This window comes from Fusobacterium sp. SYSU M8D902 (assembly GCF_040199715.1).
Lineage (GTDB): Bacteria > Fusobacteriota > Fusobacteriia > Fusobacteriales > Fusobacteriaceae > Fusobacterium_A.
The window spans coordinates 19,490-43,613 of record NZ_JBEFNA010000017.1 but is presented as its reverse complement, the minus strand read 5'-3'; the positions used below and the strand labels follow the sequence as shown (position 1 = coordinate 43,613).

Sequence of the window (24,124 nt, the reverse complement as noted above, 5' to 3'; positions counted from 1 at the left end):
ATGTTTTTTATATTTTTAATTATCTTAATAACAATAATACTTTTAGCAGTACATGTAAGGATTGTATCACAGTCACAAGCTTATGTAATTGAAAGACTTGGAGCATATCTTACTACTTGGAGTGAAGGATTGAATATACTTATTCCATTTATAGATAGAATTGTAAAGAAAATATCATTAAAGGAGCAAGTAATAGATTTTCCACCACAACCTGTAATTACAAAGGATAATGTAACTATGCAGATAGATTCTGTTGTTTATTACCAAATTACTGACCCGAAACTATATACTTATGGTGTTGAAAGACCTATACAGGCTATAGAGAATTTAACAGCCACTACTTTGAGAAATATAATAGGAGAATTGGAGCTAGACCATACTTTGACATCAAGAGATACTATTAATACAAAAATGAGATCTATACTTGATGAAGCAACAGATCCTTGGGGGATCAAAATAAACAGAGTGGAATTAAAAAACATCATACCTCCTGCAGAGATTCAAGATGCTATGGAGAAGCAGATGAAAGCTGAAAGAGAGAGAAGAGAGTCAATATTGAGAGCTGAAGGACAGAAAAAATCATCTGTACTAGTTGCAGAAGGAGAAAAGGAAGCAGCTATATTAAGAGCTGAAGCTAAAAAAGAAGCTGAGATAAGAGAGGCTGAAGGAAAAGCAGAGGCTATATTAAAAATTCAAAGTGCAGAAGCAGAAGCGATTAGACTTTTAAAAGAGGCTGGAGCAGATAAGTCGGTTCTTACATTAAAAGCTATGGAAGCATTTGCAAAAGTAGCAGATGGAAAAGCAACTAAGATAATTGTTCCAAGTGATCTACAAAATATTATGACTTTGAGTGAGCTTTTTAATGAAAGTAAAAAAGAGGTTAAATAAAAATTAATAAAAAAGTTCGATTAACCAAAAGGCTGATCGAACTTTTTTTAACTATTTTAAATTAGAAATAGCATTAAAAATATTATTTAAAGCTTGTTCTAGAACTGCTCTAGGGCAGGCAAAATTTAATCTGATATAACCACTTCCCTCTTCTCCAAACCAAGTACCATAATCTATAGCAATTTTAGCTTTTTTTTCAAAGAACTCTAACATATCCTCATCTTTTAAAATTTTCGAAAAATCTATCCAAGCAAGATATGTACCTTCAGGTAGATGATAGTTGATCTCAGGAAGTTTTTCTTCTAGGAATGTTTTTATAAAATGTCTATTGGAATCTAAGTATTCAATAACTTGTTCTAACCACTCTTCACCATAAAGATATCCAGCTTTTACCCCTTCTATTCCAAATGAGTTTGGAGTTTCCATTCTAATATTACTCAAATAACTCTGGAATTTGTCTTTTAAATCTTTGTTTGGGATAAAGATTAAAGAAGTTTGTGTTCCAGCAATGTTAAATGTTTTAGTAGGAGCTGTACAGATAAAAAGTTTATTAAAGAATTTTTTATCTAAATTTAAAAATGATGTAAAGGTAGATTCTTTAAAAATCAAATCTGAATGTATCTCATCAGAGATAATGAAAACATTGTGTTTTAGACAGATATTAGCAATTTTTTCCAATTCCTCTTTTTTCCAAACTCTTCCAACAGGATTGTGAGGATTACAAAGAATAAAAAGCTTAATATTATTATCTACAATTTTTTTCTCAAAATCTTCAAAATTCATAGTATAATAACCAGCATTGTCAACTAATGGATTTAAAATAACATTTCTTCCACACCCTTCTGGAATAAGTTTAAAAGGCGGATAAACAGGAGTTTGAATAAGAATATTATCTCCAGAATTAGTAAAGTTTTGAATAATGAGACTGATAGCTGGAACAACTCCATTAGTATAAACAATCCAATCTTTTTCAACTGAGCAGTTTTTTCTTCTTCTATTCCATTGAATAATAGAGTTATAATACTCTTCATCAGGAAGTGTATATCCTAAAACACCATGATCAATAACTTTTCTCATTGAATCTAATATAGGTTCAGCCACTTTAAAATCCATATCTGCAACCCAAAGAGGAAGTAGATCTGTATGTCCATTAAAAATAGTTTGATATAGTTTTGGATTCCATTTTTTAGAATTAGTTGTTTTTCTGTCAATTATCTCATCAAAATTATATTTCATAAAATTACCTCCCAATATGTATCTAATGAGATTGTAACATATTTTTATGAGAAAAAATAGAATAAGTTAGAAATAAAAATAAAAATGTAGTATAATAGTGATACAGAGAGAATAGGAGGTTTTTATGGACGAAATAAAACAACTTGTTGAGATTATAAAGAATAGTAATTATATAGTTGTGTTTACAGGAGCAGGGGCGTCTACAGACTCAGGTTTGGCAGACTTCAGAGGAAAAGATGGTTTGTATAAACAGAGAGATTTTATGGGCTTTGAGCCTGAAACTATTTTAAGTCATGATTTCTTTTTTTCTCATAGAGATATTTTTGATAGATATTTAGAAGAGAAATTATCAATTAATAATATAAAGCCTAATATGGGGCATAAAGTTTTAGCAGAGCTAGAAAAACTTGGAAAGGTAAAAAGTGTAATTACACAAAATATTGATGATTTACATCAAGAGGCAGGTAGTAAAAATGTTTTGGAGTTACATGGTACATTAAAAAAATGGTATTGTATAAAATGTAACAAAAGAGATACAAAACCTTTTATTTGTGAGTGTGGTGGAATTGTAAGACCAGATGTGACTCTTTATGGAGAGATGTTAGACGAAGAGGTTACAAAATTAGCTATAAAAGAGATAAAAAAGGCTGACACACTTATTATAGTTGGAACAAGTTTGACTGTATATCCAGCAGCTTATTATGTTGAGTATTTTACTGGTAAAAACTTGGTAATTTTAAATGAAACACCAACTTCACAAGATGATAAAGCAAATTTAGTAATAAGAGAGAAGTTTGCAAAGGTAATGGAAGAGGTATATAAAAACTTTTAAATAAATAAAAAAGGGGAGTTAGTTATGAAAAAAGCAATAATTTTATTATCAATGATTGTTTTAGTAGGTGCTTGTACAAATATACAGCCACAAGGACCAGTACAAGTAGATAGTGTTAAGGAGATAGTTGAAAAAGAGTATGAATTGGTAAATCTATTCCCAGGTCAAGGTTTAACTGTTGGTTTTGATGAAGAGGGAAGAATATTTGGATATTCAGGTTTAAATAGATTTTTTGGTAAGGCTGAAATAAGTAATGGAAATATAGTTGTTACTGATTTAGCTTCTACAAGAATGGGTGGACCAAAAGAAGCTTTAATTAGAGAAGATCAATACTTGTCACTATTAAAAGGAATGAAAAAAATAGAGCAAGAAAATGGTCAATTAGTTTTAACAAATGAAAAAGAAGAGAAGCTTATATTTAAAAAAAGATAGAGTATTAGAGAGGAAGTTATGAAAAGATTACAAGATCAGATAAAGTTTTTAATGGAAATTGATAAAGTAAAGGGAATATTAAGACAATCAGTTATTCTTGGAGATGTAAATAGAAGAGAAAATGATGCTGAACACAGTTGGCATATGGCTCTTTGTGCTATAACATTAAAAGAGTATGTGGAATTTGAGAATATAAACTTAGAAAAAGTTTTAAAAATGATATTACTACATGATATAGTTGAAGTATATAGTGATGATACTCCAGCCTTTAGTCATTATGATAAAGAAGAGAAATTTCAAAAAGAGTTGGTTGCAGCTCAAAAAATATTTGGATTACTTCCAGAAAACCAAGATAAAGAGTATTTTAAATTGTGGTTAGAGTTTGAAAATATGGAATCTGATGATTCAAAATTTGCCAATATTTTTGATAGATTTCAAGGATTTATACAAAATTTATCTTCTGATGGGCATACTTGGAAAAAATGGAGTGTTACAGAAGAGATGGTAGTAAAGAGATTAGAGCCTATAATCAAATATGCACCTAAGTTATACAATGGATTTGTTCGTGTTGAGATAGACAAGTATATTGAAAGAGGTATAATCAAAACATGTTAAAAATCTATGAAAAACTATCATAGAAACATAATAGAGTTGGTGGATTGTTTTAAGAAAAATTAAGGGGTTTTTTGGAGGAATTTTATGGGATTATTTTCTGTATTTAATAAAAAATATATTGAAAAAGAGGAAAAATTAAACAAGAAAATAGCAGAGCTTGAAGAAGTTATATCAAGAAAAGATAAAGAGATTTCAGATTTGATAAATGAGTTAGATAGATTAAATCAAAGCACAAACAATGTGATGAATAATAAACAACTTGAGTTGATAGAAAAGAATATAAAAGAGGCTAGAGAGGAAAACAGTAGATTAAAGGGTGTAATAGAAAAGTATAATTTATCATCTAGAAAAGAAAAGTATTATTATAAAGTAGATGTTGAAAAATTTTATTCAGCCTCTAAGTATAAAGATGTTGTGATAGCTTTAACAAATACTGGAATTACTTATATTCAAGAGATGAATTTGGAGACCTTTGATAATTTACCAAAAGATATAAAAAATTTAGAAGAAGCAAGAATAAAGTTTCAAAAATTCATAGGAAAAGATTTTATTGAATGGGAGATAGTAACTTATTTGAATAAGGGAGAGAGATTATCTAAGTTTTATAGCAAAAGTAGAAAGCTTATGAATATTTTCAATGAGAGTGATATGGAGTTTATGGAAGATATAATCACTTTTGATTTTAAAAGATTAAGTGAATGTGGTTTTAAAGATGAGCAAATAGATGAGTTTGTAAGTAAAAGAGATGAATATTATAGAGAGAGAAGAGTAATAATATAGAAGGAGCAGATTATGAAAAATATTCTTGTAGGAGTTACAGGAGGGATAGCAGCTTATAAGTCAGCAAATGTAGTGTCAAAACTTAAGAAAAAAGGTTATAATGTAAAAGTTATTATGACAGAGAATGCGACAAAAATAATAGCACCATTGACTTTGGAGACATTGTCAAGAAATAGAGTATATGTAGATATGTGGGATAAAAATCCACATTTTGAAGTTGAGCATATTTCACTAGCTGACTGGGCAGATTTAATATTAGTAGTTCCAGCTACTTATAATATTGTTGGTAAAGTAGCTAATGGAATAGCAGATGATATGCTATCCACAGTTATTTCAGCTTGTAAAAAACCTGTGTATTTTGCTTTAGCTATGAATGTAAATATGTATGAAAACCCTATTTTAAGAGAAAACAGAGAAAAATTAAAAAAATATGGGTATAAATTTATTGAAGCAGATGAAGGTTTTTTAGCTTGTAATGTAAATGCTAAAGGAAGACTAAAAGATGAAGATGAGATAGTGGAGATTATAGAGAGAGAGAATAAAGATGTTGAAAAGAGATTGTTAAATAAAAAAGTTTTAATTACAGCTGGAAGAACAGAAGAAGCAATAGATCCAATAAGATATCTCTCTAATAGATCAAGTGGACAGATGGGATATTCCTTGGCAGAAGCTGCAGCAAAAATGGGTGCTGAAGTAATATTAGTTTCAGGTCCTACAAATTTGAATAAGCCAGATGGACTAAGAGAGTTTATTCAAGTAAGAAGTGCTCAAGAGATGTATGAAGTTTGTATGGAGAAATTTGAAAAAGTGGATATAGCAATAGCTTGTGCTGCTGTAGCTGATTATAGGCCAAAGACATACTCAAATGAAAAAATAAAAAAGCAAGATGGAGATTTAACAATAGTCTTAGAGAGAAATCCAGACATTCTTTTAGAAATGGGAAAAAGAAAAAAGGATCAATACTTAGTAGGATTTGCAGCTGAAACACAGAACTTAATAGAAAATGCATTAGGAAAATATAGAAGAAAAAATTTAAATATGATTATAGCTAATGATGCTAGTAATATGCAAAAAACTACAAATAAAGTATATATAGTTAAGGGAGAGAATAGCATAGTAGAAGTTTCTGAAAAGGAGAAAAACGAATTAGCTTATGATATATTAGCAGAGATAAAGTTATAAAACTATTGCTTTCATACCAAATTTGTGTTAAAATAGGATATACTACAATGAACTAAGTCGCATGTATGCGACTTAGTTTTTTATGGAGGAGAAGAGATGAAAAAGAAAGTAGGACTATTTTATAAAAAGAATGGTAGTTTTAACAATGCAGTTTTAACTATAGATAAAAATATAATAGATGCTTTAGGAATAAGTAAAGAAGAGAATAAAGTTGTATTTTCAATGGAAAATGGAATAATAACTTTAACAAAGGGAGAGACTCAAGAGGAAAAAGAGAGTAAGGATATTCATGGGGATATTGTGGAATATAGAAAAACTATTGGTGTTAATTTTAGTAAGGTATATAAGGATAAGGATTATTATGTGGCAAAGTTAAATATACCTTTTGGAATAGTTGATACTTTAAAGATAACAAAAGAAAATAATGAAGTAAATATAACTATTGAGAAGGATAGGGTTATAATAGATAGAGAAGAGAGACTGGGGAAAGTATACACACTAAAAGTTAATAAGGGTGGAATTGGAAAAACGTTTTTAACAGTGCAGATAGCTCATGGGTTAACAATGAAAGGGAGTAAGGTAATGATACTTACATCTGACTCTCAAAATAACATTATTGATTTCACTATTCCAGAAGAGAAACAAGAGAGTTTAGAGATGAAAAAAGGTTTGAGAAGTTGGGTTATGACTGGTAAAGGGGATAAGATAAGATTAAGAAAGAATTTAGATTTTATTCCATTGGAAAGTTCAGTTTTTACAGAGAGATTTTTAGAGAAATTACCAATTTTTATTGAACATTTAAAAAGAGAGTATGACTACATATTGATAGATAGTATTCCAACAATGAAAATAGATACAGAGTTTGTAAAATGTTCAGATAAAATTATAATACCAGCTTTTTGTGATATTCCAACTTTGAAGGGAATAATAAATGTAATTGAAGAAGCTGGAGTAGATAAGATACATGCTATTTTAGTAAATTTACATAGAGCGACAATGACACAAAAAAATATATTAGAGAAATTAAAAAGTATAATTGAAGAAACAGATATTATCTTTCCTGAACCTATAAAGGAGATAGCTTTAATTGAGAGTTTGGTAAAAAAAGGAAAAACTGTTTGGGAGAGCAAGGCAAAAAGCATATATGATGCACAAGAAAGTTTACTAGATATTGTAATGGAGATGTAGTATAGGAGGAAAAATGAGTACAGCTGAAGAAAGATTTCAGGCAATGATGGCAAAAAGAATAAAAAATAAAAAAGATGAGGATAAAACTACAAAACTAGAAAAAAAAGAGATACAGATAAAAAGTTTAGAAGAGATATTTCCAATAGATAATAATGTATTTTTAGGTCTAACAACTGATTTAGATTTAATTGAGTATTTAAAGAAGAAATCGTTAGAAATGTTAAAAATTCAGGGGAATAATGTAATTCTATTGGGAAAAAATTTGACTGAAGTTTTTCAAGAGTTAGGAAGAAAAGGAAGCCCAGAGGGGTTATATATAAAATATTTAGAGCTAAATGGGTATAAAAAAGATACTGCATTGAGATTGAGAAAAAGATACGAGTTATTTAGTAACACAGATTCAAAAATTGTGAAAGAGATAATTAGTGTATTACCAATTAGAAGTATGGAGTTACTATATAAAAAGCAGGACAAAATACTAAAAAAATTGGAAGAGAACGACCAAGTACTAACATATAAAAAGATGTTAGATATAATAAATGACAGTAATGAGTTAATTGAGATCAAAGAAAAAAATGAGAAGATGATATATAATTATAGTGTTGAGAAGATAGATGATTTATATCAAAAAATTAATGATAGATACAATGAATTAGATAATAAAAGTAAAGAGAAGATAGATAAATTATTATTTGAGATAGAAAAAATATTAAAATAATATTAGGAGTAGATTATGTATAAGATCTTAAAAAAGAAATGGTTAAGTGAAAATATTTGTTATATGGATATAGAGGCTAAAGAATTGGCATATGGAGCAAAGCCTGGGCAATTTTTAATTGTGAAAACAGATGAGTATGGAGAGAGAATACCACTGACAATATGTGATTATGATAAGGAAGTAGGAAGTGTTACCATTGTTTTTCAAGTAGTTGGTGATGAAACAAAAAAAATGTCTGACTACAATGAGGGGGATTATTTTCAAGATGTTGTGGGACCTCTAGGACAACCAAGTGAATTTTTAGATAAAGAATTAACTGAATTGAAAGAGAAAAAGTATATATTTATAGCAGGGGGAGTAGGAACAGCACCAATCTATCCTCAAGTAAAGTGGTTTAATAAGAATGGAATACCAGTAGATGTAATAATAGGGGCTAGGACAAAGGAGCTAATAATATTAGAAGAAGAGTTAAAGAAATTAGCTAATGTATATATTTGTACAGATGATGGAAGTTATGGAGTACAAGGAAATGTTACTCAATTATTAGAAAAATTAATAGTTGAAGAAAAGAAAAAATACGATCAAGCAGTTGTAATAGGTCCTATGATAATGATGAAGTTTACCTCTATGAAGTGTAGGGAGTATAATTTACCAAATACAGTAAGCTTAAATCCATTAATGGTAGATGGGACAGGAATGTGTGGTGCTTGTAGAGTTACTATAGATAATAGAGTTAAATTTGCTTGTGTTGATGGACCGGAATTTGATGGAGATAAGGTTGATTATGATGAAGCTATTAGAAGACAAAAAATGTATAAAACAGAAGAGGGCAGAGAGATATTAAAGATAGAGGATGGAGAAACACATCACAATGATTCTTGTCCCATATATTTAGAATTAGATGAAATAAAGGGCAGAGTTCCTGTTAGAGAACAAAAACCAGAGATAAGAAATAAAAATTTTGATGAAGTTTGTTTAGGATATAGTATAGATGAAGCCCAAAAAGAAGCTGAGAGATGTTTGAATTGTAAAAATCCATTATGTATTAAAGGATGTCCAGTTTCAATTGATATACCTAATTTTATTCAAAAAATAAAAAATAGAGATATTAAAGGAGCGAGTGAAGTTATAGGAAAATATTCAAATTTACCAGCTATATGCGGAAGAGTTTGTCCTCAAGAAACTCAATGTGAAGGAAAGTGTATATTGGGAATCAAGGGTGAAGCAGTAGCAATTGGTAAATTAGAAAGATTTGTTGGAGATTGGGCTATAAAAAATAAAACTATCATAAAAAGAGAGAAAACATCAGAGCAAAAAGTAGCAGTAATTGGAAGTGGACCAGCAGGACTTACAGTGGCAGGTGACTTAGCAAAATTGGGATATAGTGTTACTGTTTTTGAAGCACTACATAAATTAGGTGGAGTATTGAGCTATGGAATACCAGCTTTTAGATTACCAAAAGAGGATATAGTAGATAAGGAGATAGAAAAACTTAAAGATTTAGGAGTAGAGTTTTATACAGATGTTTTTATAGGAAGAACATTTACAGTAGATGAACTATTGGAAAGAAAAGGTTATTCAGCAGTATTTATTGGAAGTGGAGCTGGATTACCTAGATTTATGAATATTCCTGGAGAAAATTATAATGGAGTAATATCAGCAAATGAATTTTTAACAAGAGTGAATTTGATGAAAGCTAATAAAAAAGAGTATGCTACTCCAATAAAAATGGGGAAAAAAGTATTTGTGGTTGGTGGTGGAAATGTTGCTATGGACGCAGCTAGAACAGCTAAGAGATTAGGTGCAGATGTAACTGTACTCTATAGAAGAGGAGAAGAGGAGTTACCAGCTAGAAAAGAGGAGGTACATCACGCAAAAGAAGAGGGAATAAAATTTAACTTTTTAGTTAATCCAATAGAGATAGTTGGAGATGAAAATGGTTGGGTAAAAGAGGTTAAATGTGTAAGAATGAGATTAGGAGAGTTAGATGAAAGTGGAAGAGCAAAGTTTTCTGTAATAGAAAATAGTGAGTTCACTTTGGAAGGTGAGACAGTAATAATGTCTTTAGGTACTATCTCCAACCCATTAATAGGAAATACTACAAAAGATTTAGAGTTAAATAAGTGGGGATGTATCTTAGCTCAAGATAATGGTGTTACTTCAAGGGAAGGAATATTTGCAGGAGGAGATGTAGTTACAGGAGCAGCCACAGTTATATTAGCTATGGAAGCTGGGAAAAAAGCTGCAATTGAGATTGATAAATACTTAAAAATGAAAAAATAGTTGACAGATGCAATAAATGGGTATATAATCAAAACAGAATTGAATACAATTGCTAGGGGAGCTTATGAGTAAGCTGAGAAGGAGAGTGTCCTGACCCTTGGAACCTGATATGGATAATACCGGCGTAGGGAAGCAAAAGATATAATAATAATTATTATAATTAGCTCTATACATAGGTGTATAGAGCTTTTTTTATTAACTAGGAGGATAAAATATGTATTGTACACAAATGGAAGCAGCAAAAAAAGGGATATTTACAAAAGAGATGGAAATTGTTGCAAAAGATGAAAATATGTCAAAAGAGGAGTTAATGGAAAGAATAGCTAAGGGTTCAATTGTAATTCCAGCTAATAAAAACCATAAAAATATCTATCCTAGAGCAGTAGGGGAAGGAACTAGAACAAAAGTAAATGTAAACTTAGGAGTATCTGAAGATTGTTGTGATTACTGTGGTGAGATGGTAAAAGTAACTAAGGCTATAGAGTATGGAGCAGATGCAATAATGGATTTGAGTACATTTGGAGATACTCAAAAATTTAGAAAAGAATTAGTTGAAAAATCATCAGTAATGTTAGGAACAGTTCCAATGTATGATGCTGTTGCAAAATTAGGTAAGAATATAAAGGATATGAGTGTAGAAGACCTATTTAGAGTTGTTGAGATGCATTGTGAAGATGGAATAGATTTTTTAACAATTCATGCTGGATTAAATAGAACTTGTGTAGATAGATTAAAAAATAATAAAAGATTAACTAAAATAGTAAGTAGAGGAGGATCAATTTTATTCCAATGGATGATATTGAATGATAAAGAGAACCCTTTCTATGAGCATTATGATAGATTACTTGAAATCTGTAGAAAATATGATGTGACTTTAAGTTTAGGAGATGGGTTAAGACCAGGAAGTATAGCTGATTCTACAGATGCACCACAAATACAAGAGCTTTTAATTTTAGGTGAGCTTACAAAAAGAGCTTGGGAAAAAGATGTTCAAGTAATGATAGAGGGACCAGGACATATACCTATGAATGAAATAGTAACAAATATGCAAATAGAGAAGAAATTATGTCACAATGCTCCTTTTTATGTATTAGGACCATTAGTAACAGATGTAGCACCAGGATATGATCATATTACTGCAGCAATAGGTGGAGCAATCGCTGCTGCTAATGGAGCTGACTTCCTATGCTATGTAACTCCAGCTGAACATTTAAGATTACCTACACTTGATGATATGAAAGAGGGAATTATGGCTTCAAGAATTGCTGGACATGCAGCTGATATAGCCAAGGGAATAAAAGGAGCAAAAGATTGGGATAACAGAATGAGTAAACATAGAGGAGAGTTAAATTGGCCAGGAATGTTTGAAGAGTGTTTAGATCCAGAAAAAGCTAAAGCATATAGAGAATCTTCAGCACCAATTGAAGAGGAAGTATGTACAATGTGTGGAGATTTATGCCCAATGAAAAGATGTAATGAAATTTTAGACTAAGGAGATTGTATGGAGATTATATTAAATGGTGAAAAATATATTTTACCAAAAGAAGATATGAGTGTCCAAGAGATAATAGATGAACTTTCTAGTAAATGGCAGATAGATTTGTCAGGAGCTGTAGTGTTAGTAAATGATGAAATTGTCAAAAAAAATGAATGGAAAAATGAAAAAGTAGCTAGTAATTATCATCTAGAAGTTCTTTCTTTCGTTTCTGGTGGATAATTTTATAACTAATAATATAGGACAAAAATTATAACATTTGGAGGAAAAATGGAGAAATTTATATTAAAAGGAAAAGAATTTAAAAGTAGATTATTAACAGGTACAGGAAAATTTTCAGATAAGAATTTAGTAGCTCCTATGTTAGAAGCGAGTGGATCACAGATAATTACAATGGCTTTGAGAAGAATAAATTTTCAAAATCCTAAAGAGAATATATTAAACTATATTCCTAAACACATTACTTTATTGCCTAATACATCTGGAGCAAGAACAGCTGAGGAAGCAGTAAAGATTGCAAGAATAGCTAGAGAAGCTGGTTGTGGAGATTTTATAAAGATAGAGATAATTAATGATAACAAATATTTGATGCCTGATAACTCAGAAACAATAAAAGCTACTAAGATATTAGCTGATGAAGGATTTATAGTATTACCATATATTATGCCTGATCTAATAACAGCTAAAAGATTAGAAGATGCAGGGGCAGCAGCAGTTATGCCTTTAGGATCACCTATTGGATCAAACAGAGGAATTTTGACAAAACCATTTGTTGAGATGCTATTAGAAAATAATAGAGTTCCTATTATAGTTGATGCAGGAATAGGAAAACCTTCTGATGCAGCTTTGGCAATGGAGATGGGATGTGATGCTGTATTAGTAAATACAGCAATAGCAACTGCACAAGATCCAGTAAAAATGGGAAGAGCTTTTTCATTAGCAGTTGAAGCTGGAAGAGAAGCTTTTTTAGCTCAATTGGCTGAAGAGAAAAAGTATGCAAGTGCATCATCACCACTAACAGGTTTTCTATTTAGAGGTGAGTAATTAAATGAGTTATTATGATGAATTAATAAAGTGGAAAGATTTTGATTTTAATAGATATTTTGAATCAGTTACAGATGAAGATATTTTAAATAGTATAGAAAAAGAGAGACTATCTGTCTATGATTATTTGAACTTACTCTCTCCAAAAGCCCAAAAACATATTGAGAAAATGGCTGTAAGAGCATCTAAATTAACAAGACAATTTTTCGGAAATGTAGTAAGCTTATATTTACCAATATATGTTTCAAACTATTGTACAAGTAATTGTATATATTGTGGTTTCTCTAAAAAAAATCATATTTTAAGAAGGCATATGAAATTTGATGAAATAGAGAGAGAGGCAGAAGAGATAGCAAAATCAAGAATAGAAAATATACTATTATTGACAGGAGAAGCAAAAGGATTAGTCGATAAAGAGTATTTAAAAGGTGCAATAGATAGATTAAAAAAATACTTTTCATCAGTTTCAATAGAGGTTATGCCTTTAGATGAAGAGGATTATAGATATTTAGTAGAAGATGGATTGGATGGGTTAACTGTATATCAAGAGACTTATGATGAAAAAAGATATGCAGAAGTTCATCTATCAGGAGAAAAAAAGAACTTTAGATATAGATTGGATACCCCAGAAAGAGGAGCAAAAGCTGGAGTAAGATCAATAGGAATAGGTGCATTACTAGGACTTGGAGATATTAGAAGTGATGCTTTTAAGACTGGATTACATTTAAAATATCTAGTTGAAAACTATCCAAATAGTGAATTTAGTATATCTTTTCCTAGAGTTAATGAGGCAGAGGGAAATTTAAAAGATAGCTATGCTGTAGATGATATAACATTTGTACAGATAATATTAGCTAATAGAATCTTTCAACCTAATGTTGGAATAAACCTTTCTACTAGAGAGAGTGCATATATGAGAGATAACTTGCTACCATTAGGAATTACTAAGTTTTCAGCTGGATCAAGAACAGAAGTTGGAGGATATTCACATGAAAATGAGTCTACAGCTCAATTTGATATTACAGATAGCAGAAGTGTAGAGGAGATTGTGGAAGCAATTAGAAAGCATGGATTAGAGCCTAAATATAAAGACTGGGAGACATTAGTATGAAGATAGGAATTGCTGGTGTTGGAGGAATTGGTTCAAATGTAGCTATGCATCTAGTTAGATCTGGACTTACTGATCTTAAATTTGGAGATTTTGATAGGATAGAGGAGAGTAACCTCAATCGCCAATTTTATTTTAAAGATCAGATAGGAGAGTATAAAGCACAGGCTTTATACAAAAATCTTACCAAAATAGCACAAGGAAATTATCAGTTTGAAATTATAAAATTTGATAGAGATAATATAAAGGAATTTTTTAAAGAGTGTGATATTATTGTTGAAGGATTTGATAAGAAAGAGTTCAAACAGCTATTTGTAGAGGAATTATACAATACTAAAAAATTGTTAATTACAGTATCAGGTATAGGTGGAATAGATACTTCTCAAGTTCAAATTATAAAAAAGATGAAAAATTTATATTTGGTAGGAGATCAATATAGTGATATTTCAACATATAAAACATATTCACATAAAGTGAATTTAGTAGCTGGAAAAGTAGTTGAGATCATATTAGGAGAGTTAGATAATGAGAAAGAGAATAGAAATTCCTAAAGGAATATATGGAATTACAGGAGATAATTTTTCTAATGGAAGAAGTAATTATTTTTGCGTTAAAGAGATGATCGCTGGTGGAATAAAGATAGTACAATATAGAGCTAAAACAAAATCTACTAGAGAAAAAATAGAGGAAGCTAGAGAAATAAGAGAGTTATGTAAAAAAAATAACGTTTTGTTTATAGTAAATGATAATGTGGATATAGCTTTATTAGTTGATGCTGATGGAGTTCATATAGGACAAGATGATATGCATCCTGATGATGTCAGAAAACTTTTGGGAGATGATAAGATAATTGGATTATCTACACACTCAGAGGAACAGGGGATGGAAGCTTATAAAAATATGAATGTTGATTATATAGGTGTTGGACCAATATATCCTACTACAACAAAAGATACTAAACCAGTTGGATTAGAGTATTTAGAATTTACTGTAAGAGAATTAAAGCTCCCATTTGTAGCTATAGGAGGTATAAAAGCACACAACATAGATACTATCATATCTAAAGGAGCACAGCGTATTTGTCTTGTTAGTGAAATTGTTGGAAATGATAATATTTCAGAATTTGTAACAGAATTACAAAAAAAGTTCAGTTAGGAAAACAATAAAAAATATAGAAATATGTAAATTAAGGAGAGGTAACTTCAAAAATCACCTCTCCTTTCTTTTATATTTTTCTAAGTATTATTTTATTTATATTGTATAATTTTTTATCTCTCTCAATTAAAGTCCTATAATTATATGTATAAAATATAACTTTAAAAAAATAAAAATAAAACAGCCATAGTAAATTATGACTGTTTCTTTCTAACAATATATTATATTTTTTTATCATACTCTGTTAGCTGATTATAATTCATTGTGGTAATAACTTTTTTTACATATTTTTCTTTTTCTTCAGAGTAATTAATTAAACCTGTAGCAATTATTTGAGGCAATTGATTTTCATTAACCAGTTTTCTCAGATTTTTATAAGCTGAATTTCTTGAAAGATTTAAAACAAAGTCATCAACAGAATCTTTTATTGTTAAATATCTTTTTAGATGAGGGACAAAACCATTATCTCTGATTCCTTTGGCAGGTAATCTTGGCTCATTTGGATCTGTAGACCACATTCCAAAGATATTATTTGCTTGTCTAAAGAATCTAGAAGTTCCCCAACCACTTTCAATAGCTCCTTGAGTTAGAATAAGTGAAGTAGGGTAAATAATCAATCTAGAAGAAAGTTGCTCCCAATTTCCATACTCAACTCTATATTTTTTGAAAATATTTTGTGCGTATATTTTTTCAGCGGCATTCAAATCAGCTTTTTTAGATAGTTTTTTTATAATATCGCTATCATTTTGGATTTCAGCATTAACAACATTAATACTTGGTAATAAAATATCAATAAAGGTATTCTTTTTTTGAGAAGGGGATAACTTTCTTAAATCGATATTTACAGTTGTAAAAGCATATAGTCCTTCATAAGCTCTCCATTTTTCTATATCATCTAGACTATTTACTGTTACTTTTTCATAATTTATTTCTTTTAAAATTTCTTCAGAAAAAGCAAAGTTAGTAAGAATTAGAAAAAAAATAGAAATAAAAATATTCTTTAATTTCATAAAGTACTCTCCTTTTAAAATAATCAGTGTATAGTATACCAAAATAATTGAAATAAGTAAAGTACTAAATTTAACCACAAGCAATAAGTCCTATAATTATTAAGATAAAAATTAATTTAAAAAAGGAAAATTTCCTTTTCTAAACTAACTAAAAAATTTTAAAATAAATAATTCTACCCCAATCTCAATATCTAAATTTCCACTTTTAATCTCATACTCTAAATTAGATATCTCTTTTAATCTTTTTCTCAGAAACTGTTGTTCAAATATATCAAAATTCTTTATCTTCAAAAATATTGTATATGGATGAGGGTATCCTTTATCAGTTAAAAAATACTCTTTTATATCTTCATAAACTACCTCATTAAATTTTTTATAAGAGATATTTTTATCTATTTTTTTATCTGACATAATTGAATTTAATTTTAAAAGAAATATAAGTTCATCACTCATTATATATATAAAATTTGTATATAATTTTTCTTTTTGGATAAAGTGTAACAACTCATTTTTTTTCTGATTAAAGATAAACTCCTCAATTAAATTTTTTAAATTAAACTCTTCTGCAATAGAGAGAATAGGTTTAACTTTATCTAAGTTGAAAAGCTCTCCATTTAAAAAGCTTTTGACTTTTTCAACTTCATTTTTAATTTTAAAAAAATCATTTCCTTCTAGTTCAATAAATTTTTCAGCTTCATATTCAGAGATATTAAGTTCTTGCTGAACATAGAATATAGCTGATTTCTTTTCATTCTCTTTTCTGAAACAGATAATTTCAGCAATCTCTTTAAAACTATCCAAAGCTTTTTTAGATAATGGATTTTTGATTTTACCAAAATCATTTAAAAACTCTTCATATATGATAACAATCTCCTTTTGATTAAGATTATATAATTTTAGAGACTTTGCTATATTTTCTATATTTTTAAAGGATTCGGCTCTTTTTAAGACTATTAACTCCTTTGGAGAAAAGATAGAGTTGGTAGAGACTGAGTCAAAAAATTGTGTAATCTCATCTAATGAGGCATCAAAAGTTTTTTCAGGAATAGAGGGGTTACTATTTCTTATTTTTGAAATAATCTCCTCATATTTGATTTGTAAAGGAGCTGTATCTCCATGTAAAAAATATATCATAAATTCACCCTTTTAAATTTAATTTTATATTAAATAATATCACAAATTCTAAAAAAAAAAAAGCAGAATAGAAAATAAAAATCTGATATAATATTAAGATAAAGAGAATTTTAAATAAAATGAAAGGACGAGAAGTATTTGAAGGTAAAAAATATAAGAAAAATTTTTATAAATTTTCTCTATGGTATTTTATGGTTTATTCCAATATATTATTTTGCTACTGATTTTTTTCAGATATCAAGTTTAGAGATTTTAAAAGATAACTATATTAAGGAAGTAGTGTTTTTTTCAATTAAGCAGGGATTTTCTTCAAGTGTAGTATCCTTACTTATAGGATTGATACCAGCTTATTATGTAAGTTATCACAATAATAGTCTTTCAAAGGCTATACAAGGATTGATTTTTATTCCTTTTTTCTTTCCTGTAATTTCAATAGTTACAATATTTTCTATAATATTTAATTTACCAATATTAAAAGATATGGGGATTTTATATAGTTTAAAAGGAATAATATTAGCTAATGTATTTTACAATTCACCAATATTTGTTAAATATATAAGTGAAGGATTAAAAAAAATACCTAAAGAGTTAAGTGAAGCAATGAAAATAGATGGAGCTGGTGGAGTAACTATATTTTTTAAAGGACAGTTGCCACTTATATTACCACAATTATTTAGAGCCTTTATTTTGGTTTTTACTTATTGTTTTTTAAGTTTAGGGATTATTCTTTCACTAGGGGGAATAAAATATTCTAATATAGAGGTTGAAATTGCAAATACTCTCATGGGGGGAGCAGATTTTTCAAAAGCTATGGTATTAGGAGGTGTACAATTTTTAATACTACTTATTCTCAATGCTTTTGGAATATTTGTAAAGGAGTATGAAATTACGGGAGATCAAGAGTTGAAACAGACAAATATATTATTTGAAATATATTCAATAATTTATATGTTATTTCAATATGGTGTAGTGCTATTTTCTTTCCTTTTCTCCTTTATTAATCAATTTACTGGGAAGTTTACACTAAAAGCATATTTTAATCTTTTTTCTAAAGAGTTCAATCAAGAGTATAGTATTGTAGCTAGTATATTTAGTTCCATAGCTATTTCAACTGTTGTAAGTATTGTATCTGTTTTTTTCATATATCTAATTATAAAAAACTACAATAGAATAACTGATATGATAATATTTTCAAATATGGGAATTTCTGGTGCCTTTCTTGCAATAACACTCTATTATATGAATGTATTATTTGATATTCCACTAGTTATTTTGTTAGGAATAGGATACTTAATTGGAGCTATTCCAGTGGGGTACTCATTTATGTATCAATATGTAAAAAAATTTCCTACTGAAATTCTAGAAAGTAGTGAGATAGATTGTAAAAATTTTTATCAAAGATTTAGATATGTGGAGTTTCCAATTTTAAAAAACATATTTATCTCCTCTTTTCTCCAAATCTTTGCAATAATTTTTGGAGAATTTACTATAGCATATACTATGCAGTTAGGAGATATAATTCCAATAGCTTCATTGGTAAATTACTCTTTAGTGGCTAATAAAAAATATATGGAAAGTTCTGCTTTTTCAGCAGTAGTTTTATTTATTGTTTTAATTACTTTCTTATTAGGGGAGTATTTCAAAGAAAAAGAATAATGAGATATATAGGAGGAAAAGATGATAAAATTTGCAATAATAGGAACAAGTAGTATAAGTGAAAAATTTATTACTGCGTTGAAAGAAACAAAAGGGTGTGAAGTTTATGCTCTTCTATCAAGAGATAAAAATAGAGGGGAAATTTTTGCAAATAAATTCAATATAAAAAAAGTTTATCAAGATATAGATGTGATGCTAAGTGATATGAATATAGATGCTGTATATATCGCGTCACCTAATGGAATTCATTTTCAACAGGCAAAATTAGCACTTGAGTCAGGTAAACATGTAATTTGTGAAAAACCTATAGTAACTAAAGTGGAAGAGTTTAATATTTTAGTAAATATAGCAATATCAAAAAAATTAACTTTTATGGAAGCAATGCGTCCAACAGTTAATCCAAACTTTCAAATTATAAAGGATAATTTATATAAAATAGGAGCTATCAGACAGGTTTTTATAAAATATTGTCAGTACTCTTCTAGATACGACATATTAAAAGAAGGAAAAATTACTAATATCTTTGATAAAAGTCTAGGTGGAGGATCACTTTATGATATAGGAGTGTATCCATTACATTTTGCTTTAGCAATGTTTGGAGAACCAGAGGAGTATTTTGGGTATAATTATCTATTAAGTAGTGGAACAGATGGGTGTGGGACAGTACTATTCAAATATTGTGACAAAGTTGCAAATATCTCATATTCTAAAATAACTGATGAAAAAACTCCTTCTGAGATATTGGGAGAAGAGGGTTCTATTGTAATAGAAAAAATCTCCCAAGTGAAAGGAATAAAGATAAAATATAGAGATGGAAGAGAGGAAGACATTGAATTACCAATTTATAAAAATGATATGAGATATGAAGTAGAGGAGTTTATAAAACTTATAGCTGAAAAGAGAGTAGAGTCAGAATTAAACAGTTTTTCAACTTCGAGAAAATGTGTGGAGATAATGGAGAGATTGGCCAATAAATAGGAGAGGAATATGGTTGATGTAATTGATAGAAGAAGTAAATCCAAAGCGACACTAGCATTAAAAAATGAAAATGATATATTTTTAAAAAGAAGTATTAGAAAATTAGAGAGTAGAGAGGTAGAGAGTGTTAATACCTCTCTTTTATCTAATAATTATAGTTTAAATTATAACTTACTTTTGAATGAGGAACAGAAAAAAGCATTATTATCAACAGAGGGACAGTATCTAGTAATAGCAGGTGCTGGTTCTGGAAAAACAAGAACAATAGTTTACAGAACTGCTTGGTTGATAGAAAATGGGATAAAAGAGGAAAAGATACTGATGATTACCTTCACAAGAAAAGCAAGTGAAGAGATGAAGAGCAGATTGAAAGAGATTTTAAAAAGAGATGAAGTAAAAGTTACAATAACAACATTTCACTCTTTTTGTGCTAGGTTGATTAGAAAATATGAAAATATATTTAAACTTATAGATTTTGAGATAATAGATGAAGAGAGAAGAAAAAAGATATTTGAATATTTAATTAAAAAAATGGATTTGAATAGAAAATATAAAGATAATTTTTACACAGTTGATGAATTGAGTGAAGGATTAAGTAAGGTTCAAAATAGAAAACTAAAGGTAGAGGAAGTTTTTGAAAAAGAACAGATGAAAGATGATATCTATAAGTTAAAGTCCGAATATAAAAAATACAAAAAAACAAATAATATATATGAATTTGATGATATGATAGATGTTGTATTACAAAATTTTAAAGATAATAGAGAGTTTAGGGATTATATAAAAAATAAAATTGATTATCTCATTGTAGATGAATATCAAGATAGTAATATTTCGCAGATGGAATTATTAAAAGAGTTAATAGGAGATACAGGAAATCTTATGGTAGTTGGAGATGACTATCAGAGTATATATGGATTTAGGGGAGCAAATTTTACTAATATTTTAAAATTTGGAGATGATTTTCCAAACTCAAAATTAATAAAATTGAAAATGAATTATAGAAGTAGTGATGAGATCATAGAGTATACCAATAGAATTGCTAATAAATTTAATTTAAAGTATAATAAAACAATAATAGGAACAGATGTACATTGTGAAAAAGTTCATAAAAATTCGTTTAAAAATATTGAAGGGGAGGGAGATTATATCTGTAAAAAAATTTTACAACTAAAAGATAAAATCCCTTTAGAGGAGATTGCAATACTATATAGAAATAGATATATTATAAAAGCTTTGGAAAAACTTTTGAAGGAATATGGAATAGAATACCACAAAAAAGAGGAAGAGAGTAATGGAGTTGCACTGTATACAGTGCACTCAGCTAAAGGTTTGGAATGGGAAGTAGTTTTTATACCCACTCTTTTGGAAGGGGTATTTCCAAATGGAATAGATAGTGAAAATTTAGAAGAGGAGAAAAGATTGTATTATGTGGCTTGCAGTAGAGCTAAAAAATATTTATATCTAAGTTATCCTAGATATTATTATGAAAAGTTAGGTTATTTTGATAAAAGGTCAAGATTTCTCAATTATTAAGAAAATAAATATAAGAATTTTATAAAAATATTAATTATATATATTCTAAATATTTCTCTTTTCTTGACTAAAATGTTTGAGATATAGTATAATATGTAGGAAAAGTCACGACAAGTAAAGGTTTTAAATAAGAGAAGTTAAGTGAAAATCTTACACGGTCCCGCCACTGTAATGATGACGAGAACACATAGTCCACTAAGAAATTGGGAAGGAGTGTTAGTAGGGTGAATCTAAGTCAGGATATCTTATTTAAAATTATTTAACTATCCTGCGTGGACGGGAGGAGAAAAATAAAGATGAGAGAATAGGCACAATAAAAGAGTTGAAATATTAATAGTTATAAATATAGCTAATTTTTAAGTTACACTCTTTTTATTGTGTTTTTTTATTTTCGGGGGAGAAGAAGATGAAACATAGAAATATTATGGTAGTCGGTACATCATCAGGAGCTGGAAAAAGTATTACAGTTGCTGGTTTGTGTAGAGCATTAACAAAAGATGGATATAGAGTTTCTCCATTTAAATCACAAAATATGGCATTAAATTCATTTGTAACTAAATCTGGATTGGAAATGGGTAGGGCTCAAGTGGTTCAAGCAGCAGCTTGTGGTATTGATCCAGAAGCGTATATGAATCCTATACTTTTAAAACCAACAACTAATAGAAAAATACAGGTTATAGTCAATGGAAAATCAATTGGAAATATGAGTGGAATAGAGTATGGAAAATTTAAAACATCTTTAAAACCTGAAATTATGAGATCATATAATTATATAAAAGAGAATTTTGATATAAGTGTAATTGAAGGAGCAGGAAGTCCTGTTGAAATAAATATAAAGGGCGAGGATATAGCAAATATGAAAATGGCTGAGATGGCTGATTCTCCAGTTATATTAGTAGCCGATATAGATAGAGGGGGAGTGTTTGCTTCTATCTATGGAACAATAATGTTGATGACAGCAGAAGAGAGAGCTAGAGTAAAAGGTGTAATTATAAATAAGTTTAGAGGAGATATAAATATACTCAAGCCTGGATTAAAAGAGATAGAAGAGTTGACAGGAGTTCCAGTAATAGGAGTTATGCCATATAGTAATATTGATATTGAAGATGAGGATAGTGTCACAGAGAGATTTAAAAAGATGCAAAAGAAAAAAGGGATCAATATCTCTGTAATCAAACTTAGACATATATCTAATTTTACAGATATAGATGCTTTGAGAATAGTTGAAGATGTAAATATAAAATATGTTACCTCACCTGATGAAATGGGAGATGAAGATATAATAATTATTCCAGGTACAAAAAATACAATTGATGATTTAAAGGAGATAAAAGATAGTGGAGTTGCCACTGAGATTATCAAAGCCTCAAAAGCTGGAAAGAGTATCATTGGAATTTGTGGTGGTTTTCAGATGATGGGGGAGAAGATAAAAGATCCTTATGGAATAGAGAGTGAAATAAAAGAGATTCCAGGATTAGGTTTACTAGAGCTTGAGACTATAATGGAAAAAGAGAAGAACACTCTACAATATGAAGGTAAATTAGAAAATTGTTCAGGACTATTAGCTGGATTGAATGGAGAATCTATTAATGGTTATGAGATACATCAGGGAGTGACTATTGGAAAAGAGAGAAAGATTACTTCAGATGAAAGAGTTGTAGCTATAGAGAAAGGAGATACAATTTTTGCTACCTATCTTCATGGAATATTTGATAATGAAAAAGTAACTAGAACAATCTTGAATAAAGTTAGACAGAAAAAGGGAATCGAAACTCAATTAGAAGGTGTTACCTTTGCTGAGTATAGAGAGAAAGAGTTAGATAAGTTAGAAAAAGTATTTAGAGAAAATATTGATATGGAAAAAATTTATGAGATATTAGGTGAGTAAAGATGAATTTTATAATTAGATATAGTATAGCATATGTAATGGATCTTATTTTAGGAGATCCTCACTGGTTTCCACACCCTGTTAGATTTATAGGGAAATTGATAGAGAGTTTAGAAAAATTACTTTATAGATTTAGTTGTAAAAAATTGACAGGTGGAATTCTTGCTATATTAACCATTGGAATTACTTTTTTAGTATCTTACTATATAGCAAAACTTTCAATTTATTTAGAAATATTTTTTCTATACACAACTTTAGCTACTAAGAGTTTGGCAGATGAAGGTTTTAGAGTTTGCAAAATCTTAGTAGAGGGGGATATGGAAAAAGCTAAAAAAGAGTTATCTTATTTAGTGAGTAGAGATACAGGAAATATGGATGTAACACAGATCACTAGAAGTGTATTGGAGACTATAAGTGAGAATACAGTAGATGGAGTTATAGCCCCAATGTTTTTTGCATTTTTAGGAAGTTTTTTTTCAGTTGAAGGAGTTTCATTGGCATTGCCTTTTGCTATGGGATATAAAGCTATTAATACTTTGGACTCTATGGTAGGATATAAAAATGAAAAATATATGGATTTTGGAATGATCTCTGCAAAGATAGATGATGTAGCAAATTTTATTCCTGCAAGAATAGCTGGAGGATTTATAATTCCTATTGGAGCTTTTATTTTAAGAATGGATTATAAAAGAGCTTGGAAAGTATTTTTTAGAGATAGATTGAATCACTCTAGCCCAAACTCTGGAAATTCAGAAGCAGCTTTTGCTGGTGCTTTGGGAGTTCAATTTGGAGGGAAGACAAGTTATTTTGGAAAAGTTTATGATAAGCCAACTATAGGAGATAAGTTAAAACATTTTGGAATTCCTGATGTAAAAAGAGGAATAAGATTGTTGTATGTTTCTTCTTGGATAGGATTAGCAACTTTTATGATTGTGTCTCAGTTAATTAAAGCTTTTATTTAAAAAT

The 24,124-nt window shown here is 29.1% G+C and carries 23 protein-coding genes and 2 riboswitches; of the genes, 20 read left to right on the top strand and 3 right to left on the bottom strand.

Going from position 1 to position 24,124, the window contains the following annotated elements; genetic code table 11:
• Window positions 1-888 carry an SPFH domain-containing protein gene (locus ABNK64_RS07275; RefSeq protein ID WP_291256821.1) on the top strand — a complete coding sequence of 296 codons (888 nt, stop codon included), beginning with the start codon at window positions 1-3 and terminating at the stop codon, window positions 886-888.
• Window positions 889-939: 51 nt separating this feature from the next.
• On the opposite strand, the gene ABNK64_RS07270 is transcribed toward ABNK64_RS07275, so the two are convergent.
• Complete coding sequence (locus ABNK64_RS07270; protein WP_349763960.1) at window positions 940-2,124, bottom strand: MalY/PatB family protein; 1,185 nt, start codon at window positions 2,122-2,124, stop codon at window positions 940-942.
• Between the two features lie 124 nt (window positions 2,125-2,248).
• Between ABNK64_RS07270 and ABNK64_RS07265 the strand changes: the two genes are divergently transcribed.
• From ABNK64_RS07265 to thiE, 14 genes are all read left to right on the top strand, one after another.
• Window positions 2,249-2,956 (top strand): NAD-dependent protein deacylase, encoded by a 708-nt coding sequence (locus tag ABNK64_RS07265; protein ID WP_349763959.1) that lies wholly within the window; start codon window positions 2,249-2,251, stop codon window positions 2,954-2,956.
• A gap of 24 nt (window positions 2,957-2,980) precedes the next feature.
• Window positions 2,981-3,388 (top strand): META domain-containing protein, encoded by a 408-nt coding sequence (locus tag ABNK64_RS07260; RefSeq protein ID WP_300342984.1) that lies wholly within the window; start codon window positions 2,981-2,983, stop codon window positions 3,386-3,388.
• Window positions 3,389-3,406: 18 nt separating this feature from the next.
• Window positions 3,407-4,003, top strand: a complete 597-nt coding sequence (locus ABNK64_RS07255) for an HD domain-containing protein (protein WP_291256825.1) — start codon at window positions 3,407-3,409, stop codon at window positions 4,001-4,003.
• An 84-nt stretch (window positions 4,004-4,087) separates the two neighbouring features.
• Window positions 4,088-4,783: a hypothetical protein gene (locus ABNK64_RS07250; protein WP_349763958.1), complete on the top strand. Its 696-nt coding sequence runs from the start codon at window positions 4,088-4,090 to the stop codon at window positions 4,781-4,783.
• Window positions 4,784-4,795: 12 nt separating this feature from the next.
• Window positions 4,796-5,965 carry a bifunctional phosphopantothenoylcysteine decarboxylase/phosphopantothenate--cysteine ligase CoaBC gene (gene coaBC, locus ABNK64_RS07245; protein WP_349763957.1) on the top strand — a complete coding sequence of 390 codons (1,170 nt, stop codon included), beginning with the start codon at window positions 4,796-4,798 and terminating at the stop codon, window positions 5,963-5,965.
• Between the two features lie 96 nt (window positions 5,966-6,061).
• Window positions 6,062-7,153, top strand: a complete 1,092-nt coding sequence (locus ABNK64_RS07240) for a ParA family protein (RefSeq protein ID WP_349763956.1) — start codon at window positions 6,062-6,064, stop codon at window positions 7,151-7,153.
• Between the two features lie 13 nt (window positions 7,154-7,166).
• A complete protein-coding gene (locus tag ABNK64_RS07235; protein WP_349763955.1) occupies window positions 7,167-7,871 on the top strand; it encodes a hypothetical protein in 705 nt (234 codons plus the stop codon).
• 15 nt (window positions 7,872-7,886) lie between these two features.
• On the top strand, window positions 7,887-10,154 hold the full coding sequence (gltA, locus tag ABNK64_RS07230; RefSeq protein WP_349763954.1) for an NADPH-dependent glutamate synthase: 2,268 nt from the start codon (window positions 7,887-7,889) through the stop codon (window positions 10,152-10,154).
• Between the two features lie 44 nt (window positions 10,155-10,198).
• A riboswitch (TPP riboswitch) is annotated at window positions 10,199-10,302 on the top strand.
• A 66-nt stretch (window positions 10,303-10,368) separates the two neighbouring features.
• Window positions 10,369-11,646, top strand: a complete 1,278-nt coding sequence (thiC, locus tag ABNK64_RS07225) for a phosphomethylpyrimidine synthase ThiC (protein ID WP_291259759.1) — start codon at window positions 10,369-10,371, stop codon at window positions 11,644-11,646.
• A gap of 9 nt (window positions 11,647-11,655) precedes the next feature.
• Window positions 11,656-11,871 (top strand): sulfur carrier protein ThiS, encoded by a 216-nt coding sequence (gene thiS / locus ABNK64_RS07220; protein ID WP_349763953.1) that lies wholly within the window; start codon window positions 11,656-11,658, stop codon window positions 11,869-11,871.
• A gap of 48 nt (window positions 11,872-11,919) precedes the next feature.
• A complete protein-coding gene (locus ABNK64_RS07215) occupies window positions 11,920-12,693 on the top strand; it encodes a thiazole synthase (RefSeq protein WP_291256833.1) in 774 nt (257 codons plus the stop codon).
• Between the two features lie 4 nt (window positions 12,694-12,697).
• Window positions 12,698-13,804: a 2-iminoacetate synthase ThiH gene (thiH, locus tag ABNK64_RS07210; protein WP_300342998.1), complete on the top strand. Its 1,107-nt coding sequence runs from the start codon at window positions 12,698-12,700 to the stop codon at window positions 13,802-13,804.
• Entirely contained in the window at window positions 13,801-14,352 is a 552-nt protein-coding gene (gene thiF / locus ABNK64_RS07205) for a sulfur carrier protein ThiS adenylyltransferase ThiF (protein WP_349763952.1), read from the top strand. Before thiH ends, thiF begins: the two co-directional genes overlap by 4 nt.
• Entirely contained in the window at window positions 14,327-14,956 is a 630-nt protein-coding gene (gene thiE / locus ABNK64_RS07200) for a thiamine phosphate synthase (RefSeq protein WP_349763951.1), read from the top strand. Before thiF ends, thiE begins: the two co-directional genes overlap by 26 nt.
• 221 nt (window positions 14,957-15,177) lie before the next feature.
• Here thiE and ABNK64_RS07195 read toward each other — a convergent pair whose 3' ends face one another.
• Both ABNK64_RS07195 and ABNK64_RS07190 read right to left on the bottom strand, forming a co-directional pair.
• The gene (locus ABNK64_RS07195) at window positions 15,178-15,966 is read right to left on the bottom strand and encodes a glucosaminidase domain-containing protein (protein WP_349763950.1); all 789 of its coding nucleotides are present in this window, start codon (window positions 15,964-15,966) and stop codon (window positions 15,178-15,180) included.
• A gap of 144 nt (window positions 15,967-16,110) precedes the next feature.
• Window positions 16,111-17,100, bottom strand: coding sequence for a DNA polymerase III subunit delta (locus ABNK64_RS07190; RefSeq protein ID WP_349763949.1), 990 nt, complete (start codon window positions 17,098-17,100; stop codon window positions 16,111-16,113).
• A gap of 138 nt (window positions 17,101-17,238) precedes the next feature.
• On the opposite strand from ABNK64_RS07190, the gene ABNK64_RS07185 reads away from it, so the two are divergent.
• The 5 genes from ABNK64_RS07185 (at window position 17,239) to cbiB (ending at window position 24,120) form a co-directional block, all read left to right on the top strand.
• Window positions 17,239-18,756, top strand: coding sequence for an ABC transporter permease (locus ABNK64_RS07185; protein ID WP_349763948.1), 1,518 nt, complete (start codon window positions 17,239-17,241; stop codon window positions 18,754-18,756).
• A gap of 21 nt (window positions 18,757-18,777) precedes the next feature.
• Window positions 18,778-19,734 (top strand): Gfo/Idh/MocA family protein, encoded by a 957-nt coding sequence (locus tag ABNK64_RS07180; protein WP_349763947.1) that lies wholly within the window; start codon window positions 18,778-18,780, stop codon window positions 19,732-19,734.
• A 9-nt stretch (window positions 19,735-19,743) separates the two neighbouring features.
• The gene (locus ABNK64_RS07175) at window positions 19,744-21,270 is read left to right on the top strand and encodes an ATP-dependent helicase (RefSeq protein ID WP_349763946.1); all 1,527 of its coding nucleotides are present in this window, start codon (window positions 19,744-19,746) and stop codon (window positions 21,268-21,270) included.
• Window positions 21,271-21,357: 87 nt separating this feature from the next.
• A riboswitch (cobalamin riboswitch) is annotated at window positions 21,358-21,536 on the top strand.
• 140 nt (window positions 21,537-21,676) lie between these two features.
• On the top strand, window positions 21,677-23,158 hold the full coding sequence (locus ABNK64_RS07170) for a cobyric acid synthase (protein WP_349763945.1): 1,482 nt from the start codon (window positions 21,677-21,679) through the stop codon (window positions 23,156-23,158).
• 2 nt (window positions 23,159-23,160) lie between these two features.
• Window positions 23,161-24,120 (top strand): adenosylcobinamide-phosphate synthase CbiB, encoded by a 960-nt coding sequence (gene cbiB, locus ABNK64_RS07165; protein ID WP_349763944.1) that lies wholly within the window; start codon window positions 23,161-23,163, stop codon window positions 24,118-24,120.
• Window positions 24,121-24,124: the final 4 nt, after the last annotated feature.